The organism is Acidimicrobiales bacterium, assembly GCA_036273495.1.
GTDB lineage: Bacteria > Actinomycetota > Acidimicrobiia > Acidimicrobiales > JAJPHE01 > DASSEU01.
In genome coordinates this window covers 1-6,775 of record DASUHN010000268.1, presented here as the reverse complement: position 1 = coordinate 6,775, position 6,775 = coordinate 1, and the positions used below count along the sequence as shown (strand labels likewise).

Here is a 6,775-nt window from a genome sequence, read left to right as displayed (position 1 = left end):
TCTGCAGGGCGATCGGGTAACCAGGCGGCTCTCCGAACAGGCCTTACGCGTCGCGCTTGGGTCGCGTTGTCGAGCCAGTGGAGGTGAGCGGACTCGAACCGCCGACTTCAGCGTTGCGAACGCTGCGCTCTGCCAACTGAGCTACACCCCCCGGGGTGGGTCAAGGTTAGTCGAGGGCAATTCCCGGAACCTCCGGGGGGAACGCCCATAGCCTTGCGCCGTGCACCTTTTCCGCTCGCGTCCCTTCGCGCTGCTCTTCGTGGGCTACGCGCTGAACGCCATCGGAAGCTGGGCCGCGCTGATGGCGATGTGGGGCTTCGCCAGCTACCGCTTCCATGCCGATGCCGGACAGGTCGCCCTGATCGGTCTGGCCTGGGCCGTTCCGTCCGCGCTGCTGTCCCCACTGGCGGGGGTGCCGATCGACCGGCTGGGGCCGCGCCGGGTCCTCGTCGCCGCCTACGGGCTGGGCTCGGCCACGAGCCTGGCCATGGCCTTTGCCGGCTCGCTCCACGCCCTCATCCTCCTGGGCCTGCTGCACGGCACCGTCGAGGCCTTCGCCCGGCCGGCGGGGGACGCCCTGCCGCCGCGCCTGGTCGACGACGCCGACCTGCTGGCCGCCAACGCCCTGCTCGGGTCGGCGGCGGAGTCGGCCATCGCGTTCGGGCCGCTGCTGGCCGCGGGGGCCATCGCCCTCACCGGCCTGCGGGGCGCCTTCGTCGTCGACGCCGCCACCTTCTGGATAGGCATGGCGGCGGTGGCCCCCCTCCAGCTCCGCCCGGTGCGCACGGCCGGCCCCCGCCCGGAGGCGGGCCTGCGCCAGGAGCTGGCCGAGGGCGTCAGGGTGGCCCGGCGCAGCCCGGTGGTGCGCTTCACGCTGGCTCTGTCGGCGGCCGTGTTTCTCACGTGGAGCACGTTCATGGTCATCGAGCCGCTGTACGTGCGGGACGTGCTGCACCGCTCCCCCACGGTCTTCTCCCTGCTCCAGACGGCGTTCGGGGTCGGCCTGGTCGGGACCGGCCTGCTCCTGCCCCGCCTGGGAGACCGGGTGGCGTCGACCCGGGCCCTGTCGGGCTCGGTGCTCCTGTCGGGCCTGGCCGCCGCCACCTACATCGGCACCCACTCGGTGGCCGTCGCCTTCGTCGGGGTGTTCCTGTGGGGCGTGGACGTGGCCTTCTACTCGGCTCCGTCGCGGACCCTGCTCCAGCGGGGCTCCCCGGTCCACACCCACGGCCGGGTCCTGGCCCTCTACCGCTCCCTGCACTCGTGGAGCGACGTCGTGGCCCTGCCGCTGGCGGCGGTGGTGGCCGGCGCCCTCGGGCCCCGGGTAGCGGGGCTGGCCATCGCCGCCGTGGCCGCGACAGCGGGCTCGCTGGGCCTGGCGGTCGGGAAGCGGCCCGCCCTTTCGGACGTTGTGGAACCGGCCGGTGCCCCCCACCTCCCGGGCGTCACCGCCGACGGAGAACCGGACCTCCTACCGGCCTGAGCCATCCGAGGTCCGCTCCTCGATGGCCCGCTGGAGGCGGGTCTGGAGGGCGGTGGTGGTGAGGTCGGAGCGGCTCCGCTCGAGCACGGCCCGGAGGGCGTCCGTCGTCCGCCGCAGCCCCCCGGTCAGGGCGTCGGGGAAGTCGACGGCCAGCAGGAAGTCGTAGACATCGTCCACGGCGGCCAGGACCGACTCGGCCCGGTCCAGCTCCCCGGCCCGGAGCAGGTCCAGCATGTGGCGGCGCATCTCGGACGCCGCCTCGGCCAGGCCGTTGAGCCACGCCGGCAGGCCGACGGCCAGCTCCCCCGGTCCGGCCAGGTCCGCCCCCGCCACCAGCCGGCGCACGCACACCGCCTCGACGAACTCCTTCTCGGCGTCGTGCACGAACCCGGCGAAGGCCACCGCCGGGTGGGGCCGGACCGTCTCCTGGGCCCGGCGCAGGGCCGTCTCGGCCTCGGCCACCAGATCGGCGGCCGCCGCGTCCTGGTGCCGGTGGACGGCCCGGATGGCCCGGCCCGACAACCTGATGACCTGCCGGCACGAGGCCAGGGCCACCTCGCGGGCCTCGTTGGCGGAGCCCAGGCCGCGGGTGACGTCGGGAAGGAGCCCGCCCAGCTGCTCCCCGAGATCGCTCAGTTGGCGGAGCGCCGGAGCAGCGGAGCGCCCGGCGCCGCGTACGCGGCGGGTCCGGGCAGGAAGCTGAGCTTCATCTCGCGCTCGGCCGCGGCATTGCGCATCCGCACCAGGAGCGAGACGTACAGAACCAGCAGCACGGCGGACACCGCCGCCACCGCCAGCAGCAGGTGCATGCCGGGAACGGCCCCGAGCACGACCAGCAGCAGCGTGGTCAGGGTCAGAGTGACGAGCACGTTACGACGCCGCCGGCGCGCGCTGAGCGTTGCCTCGCGCGATTGACGCGGCGCCCGCACGACCGCGGAGGCGGGGGCGGTGTACGCAGGCGCGGGCGATCCGAACTGGCGGTCGACGCGCGTGTTGGCGGGGGAGATGACGCTGGGGCCGGTGCGCTGGAGCACCACCAACTGACGGCGAAAGTCGCCGATGGAGTCGGCTCTTCTTGTCTCCGCGCCTTTGCGCAGCAGAGGTGGGGCCAGAACCGCGATCCACACCACCGCCAGCAATCCGAGAACCACGATGGTCAAGCTCCTCGACCTACCTTCGTGTGAGAAGGACCGTATCCCAGGCCCTTGCGCGATTGGTGGATGGTGAAGCGACCGTTGGCGACGCCTCTGGACGGGCACGGCTCTCCGGTGGGAGGACCAGGAGGAGACCGGCCGACGTGACTCTAGTGAGGGCCCGGCGAGATCGGCAACCGGGGCGAGGCGGCCGGTTCAGAGATCGGCGGACGCGAGCGGGGGCCCCGGCCGGCGCCAGGTCCCCGAACGACCACCCGTCTTCTCCCAGAGCGCCAGCTCACCGATGCTCATCGAGCGGTCACCCGATTTGCACATGTCGTACACGGTCAGGGCGGCCACGGCGCAGGCGGTCATGGCCTCCATCTCGACGCCGGTCCGGTCGACGGTCTCGACCTGGGCCTCGATCTCGACGTAGTTGTCCCCGATGGTGAAGTTCACGTAGACCGAGCCCACCAGCAGGGGGTGGCACAATGGGATCAGGTCGGCGGCCCGCTTGGCCGACTGGATCCCGGCGATCCGGGCCGCGCCCAGTACGTCCCCTTTGGACACCGCGTTGCTGGCCACCTTGTTGGTCGTCTCCGGGCTCATGAACACCTTGGCCCGGGCCAGCGCCCGCCGGTGGGTGGGCTCCTTGGGGGTGACGTCGACCATCCGGGCCCGGCCCAGCGGATCGAGGTGGGTCAGGCCGCGGTCGGACATGGGGGAAGTCTAGGTGGGCGGTCAACCGCCGATCTGGCTCATGCTCCGGGCGGGGCGCACGAAGGTCACCCGCCCGATGTGGTGGCCCGCCCACTTCCGCCCCACGTCGGCCGCCACCGCCTCCGCCAGGTCGTCATCCGACCCGCCCCCCCGGAGCACGGCCCGGAGGTCGGTCTCACGCACCGCGAACAGGCAGTTCCGCAGCTGGCCCTCGGCGGTGATCCGGATCCGGTCGCACGAGGCGCAGAAGGGCTGGGTGACGCTGGCGATGACCCCGATCTCCCCCCTGCCGTCCCGGTAGCGGTAGCGGGCGGCGGGCTCGGGCCCGTGGGTGACCGGCTCGAGGGGGAACACGGCGTCGATGGCCGCCACCACCTCGGCCGACGGCACGACCTGGTCCATCGACCACGACCCGTCGGCGTCGAGGGGCATGAACTCGATGAACCGGGGCTGCACCCCGGTCTCCCGCCCCCAGGCGGCGAAGTCGACCATCTCGTCGTCGTTCACCCCCCGGACCGTCACCACGTTGACCTTCACCGGGTCGAAGCCGGCGTCCCGGGCGGCGGCGATCCCGTCCATGACCCGGTCGAGCTGGCCCCTCCTGGTCAGGGCGTGGAACCGCTCGGGGCGAAGCGAGTCGCACGAGACATTGATCCTCCCCAGGCCGGCGGCCCGGAGGTCGTGGGCCAGGAGCCCGAGCGTGGCGCCGTTGGTGGTCATCGCCAGGTCCACCGGCTCCCCGGTGCCGGGCACCCGCAGGGCGGCCAGCTTCTCGATCAGGACCGGCAGGCGGGCCCGCACCGTCGGCTCCCCGCCGGTGATGCGGATGGCCTCGAACCCGAAGCGCTCCACGCACACCCGGGCGACCCGCTCGATCTCCTCGTAGGTGAGCACGTCCTCCCGGGGCAGCCAGGTCATGCCCTCCTGGGGCATGCAGTAGGTGCAGCGGAAGTTGCAGCGGTCCGTGATCGAGATCCGCAGGTCGCGCACGGTGCGGCCGTGGGGATCGACGAGGGGGACCATCCCCGGAGGTTACGCGCCGGTGAGCAGGTCCCCCAAGAGCCACACCGTCAGCTCCTCCCCCGCCACCAGCCCGGGCCCGTCGGGAACCAGGGCCAGGGCGTTGGCCCGGGCCATGGCCGTCAGGACGTGGGAGCCCTGGCCGCCGGCGGAGCGCACCACCACCCGGCCCCCCGGGCCGATCGACGCCACCACCCGGTCCAGGGCCAGGCGCCCGTCGGGCCGGCGGGGGAAGTCCTGGCCGGCCACCCCCTGGACGGCGGCCCGGAACAGGGACGGGCCGGTGTGGCCCGCCATCTGGCGCAGCGCCGGCCGGGCGAACAGCTCGTAGCTCACCATCGACGACACCGGGTTGCCGGGCAGCCCGAAGACGGGAACCCCCCCGATCACCCCGAAGGCGAACGGCTTGGCGGGCCGGACCGCCACCTGCATCCAGCGCATCGACCCGGCCGAGCGGCGGTCGAGCACCGCCTTCACGTAGTCGAAGTCCCCGACGCTCACCCCTCCGCTGGTCAGGAGGGCGTCGCACGCCCCGACCCCCCGGTCGACGGCGGCGGTGATCTCGTCCTCCGAGTCCCGGGCGATGCCCAGGTCCACCGCCTCGAAGCCGGAGTCCCGGAGCAGGGCCAGGAGGGTCCGCCGGTTGGAGTCCCGGATCTGGCCCGGCTCGAGGGCGCCCCCGCCCTCGACCAGCTCGTCCCCGGTCGAGAGGACCCCCACCCGCGGCCGGCCGTGGACCTCGACGGCGGTCACCCCCACGCTGGCCAGGACCCCGAGGTGGGCGGGGCGCAGCTCGGTGCCCGACCCCACCACCCGGTCCCCGGGCCGGACGTCCTCCCCGGGCCGGCGGACGTGGTCCCCCCGGTCGGCCTCGGCCAGGATCTGGACGGCGTCCCCGCCCGACACGCTGCTGGCCGGCCGGGTCCGCTCCACCATCACGATGGCGTCGGCGCCGGGGGGCAGGGGGGCGCCGGTCATGATCCGGATCGCTTCGCCCGGCAGGAGGGCGGGGCCCGGGGGCTGGCCGGCGGCGATCGACCGGGCCACCCGCAGGGTCACGGGCAGCTCGTCGCTGGCGCCGCTCGTGTCGGCGGCCCGCACGGCGTAGCCGTCCATGGCGGTGTTGGCGAACGGCGGCACGGCCTCTGGTGACACGACCTCCGCCGCCGTCACCCGGCCCAGGGCCGCCTCGAGGGCCACCGCCTCCGCCGGGAGGACCCCGCAGGCGTCGAGGACGTGCCGGCGGGCCTCCTCTACGGGGACCAGGGCCACCGGCTAGTCCGCCCCGCCGACCAACTCCCGCAGGAACGCCCGCAGCGGGGGACCGAGGTCGGGCCGCTCCAGGGCCAGCTCGATGTTGGCCTTGAGGAAGCCCAGCTTGTCCCCGGCGTCGTAGCGCCCCTTGGAGAACACGACGCCGTAGACCGGCTCCTCCTTGATCAGCAGGCCGATGGCGTCGGTGAGCTGGATCTCTCCCCCCCGGCCCGGCTCGGTCCGCTCCAGGCACTCGAAGATCCCCGGGGTCAGCACGTAGCGCCCGATCACCGCCAGGTTGGAGGGGGCCACCGAGGGATCCGGCTTCTCGACGACGCCCCGCACCTGGACCAGCGCCCCGTCGACGGCGTCGACCTCGGCGCACCCGTACAGGGCCGCCTCCTCCTTGGGGACCTCCTTGAGGGCCAGCACGCTGGCCCCCCGGGCGGAGTGGGCCGCCAGCATGTCGCGCAGCAGCGGGCTGTCGGGCCGCATGATGTCGTCACCGAGAAGAAGGGCGAAGGGCTCGTCGCCCACGTGCCCCCGGGCGTGGTACACGGCGTGGCCCAGCCCCCGAGCCTCCTTCTGGCGCACGTAGTGCATGTCGGCCATCTCCCCGATGGCCCGCACCTGGGCCAGCAGGTCGTGCTTGCCCTGGGACTCGAGGTGGTGCTCCAGCTCGACGGACCGGTCGAAGTGGTCCTCGAGGGTGCGCTTGCCCCGGCTGGTGATGATCAGGAGGTCCCGGGCCCCCGCCGCCACCGCCTCCTCGACCACGTACTGGATGGCCGGGACGTCCACCAGGGGGAACATCTCCTTGGGCTGGGCCTTGCTGGCCGGGAGGAACCGGGTGCCCATGCCCGCGGCCGTGATCACCGCCTTGCGGACCGGGCCGCGGGCGCCCCCGCCACCGGGTCTTCCGTCCACGGGCGGTCACGTTATACACTTGGCACTCGAACCCTGAGAGTGCTAACGGCGTCCCCGAGAGGTCCGAAATGCCCACCTACGAGTACGCATGCAAGAAGTGCGGGGAGCACCTGGAGGTGGTCCAGTCGTTCAAGGACGACCCGCTCGAGAAGTGCCCGCAGTGCGGCGGCGAGCTCCGCAAGGTGTTCGGGGCCATCGGCATCACCTTCAAGGGGAGCGGCTTCTACAAGACCGACAG

The 6,775-nt window shown here is 73.3% G+C and carries 8 protein-coding genes and 1 tRNA gene; 2 read left to right on the top strand and 7 right to left on the bottom strand.

Features of this window, described 5'->3' with window-relative positions; genetic code table 11:
* Positions 1 to 78: 78 nt before the first annotated feature.
* Positions 79 to 151 (bottom strand) — tRNA-Ala (locus VFW24_11585).
* A gap of 69 nt (positions 152 to 220) precedes the next feature.
* Here VFW24_11585 and VFW24_11580 point away from each other — a divergent pair.
* Complete coding sequence (locus VFW24_11580; GenBank protein ID HEX5267405.1) at positions 221 to 1,483, top strand: MFS transporter; 1,263 nt, start codon at positions 221 to 223, stop codon at positions 1,481 to 1,483.
* Here the strand turns inward: VFW24_11580 and VFW24_11575 are convergent.
* The 6 genes from VFW24_11575 to galU all read right to left on the bottom strand — a co-directional run bounded on the left by VFW24_11575 (position 1,472) and on the right by galU (position 6,537).
* A complete protein-coding gene (locus VFW24_11575; protein ID HEX5267404.1) occupies positions 1,472 to 2,038 on the bottom strand; it encodes a hypothetical protein in 567 nt (188 codons plus the stop codon). The two genes, VFW24_11580 and VFW24_11575, sit on opposite strands and share 12 nt — an antisense overlap.
* A gap of 77 nt (positions 2,039 to 2,115) precedes the next feature.
* Positions 2,116 to 2,643, bottom strand: a complete 528-nt coding sequence (locus VFW24_11570; protein ID HEX5267403.1) for a hypothetical protein — start codon at positions 2,641 to 2,643, stop codon at positions 2,116 to 2,118.
* A gap of 189 nt (positions 2,644 to 2,832) precedes the next feature.
* The gene (gene moaC, locus VFW24_11565) at positions 2,833 to 3,336 is read right to left on the bottom strand and encodes a cyclic pyranopterin monophosphate synthase MoaC (protein ID HEX5267402.1); all 504 of its coding nucleotides are present in this window, start codon (positions 3,334 to 3,336) and stop codon (positions 2,833 to 2,835) included.
* 21 nt (positions 3,337 to 3,357) lie between these two features.
* Positions 3,358 to 4,359 (bottom strand): GTP 3',8-cyclase MoaA, encoded by a 1,002-nt coding sequence (gene moaA, locus VFW24_11560; protein ID HEX5267401.1) that lies wholly within the window; start codon positions 4,357 to 4,359, stop codon positions 3,358 to 3,360.
* A 9-nt stretch (positions 4,360 to 4,368) separates the two neighbouring features.
* Complete coding sequence (glp, locus tag VFW24_11555) at positions 4,369 to 5,628, bottom strand: gephyrin-like molybdotransferase Glp (protein HEX5267400.1); 1,260 nt, start codon at positions 5,626 to 5,628, stop codon at positions 4,369 to 4,371.
* A gap of 3 nt (positions 5,629 to 5,631) precedes the next feature.
* Positions 5,632 to 6,537, bottom strand: a complete 906-nt coding sequence (gene galU / locus VFW24_11550; GenBank protein ID HEX5267399.1) for a UTP--glucose-1-phosphate uridylyltransferase GalU — start codon at positions 6,535 to 6,537, stop codon at positions 5,632 to 5,634.
* Positions 6,538 to 6,605: 68 nt separating this feature from the next.
* On the opposite strand from galU, the gene VFW24_11545 reads away from it, so the two are divergent.
* On the top strand, positions 6,606 to 6,775 hold a 170-nt coding region (locus VFW24_11545; protein ID HEX5267398.1), incomplete at its 3' end, for an FmdB family zinc ribbon protein.

Bases quoted from the DNA above. Each gene is read 5' to 3' on its own strand.
- moaC (HEX5267402.1), bottom strand. From the start codon at position 3,336: ATGTCCGACCGCGGCCTGACCCACCTCGATCCGCTGGGCCGGGCCCGG.
- moaA (HEX5267401.1), bottom strand. From the start codon at position 4,359: ATGGTCCCCCTCGTCGATCCCCACGGCCGCACCGTGCGCGACCTGCGG.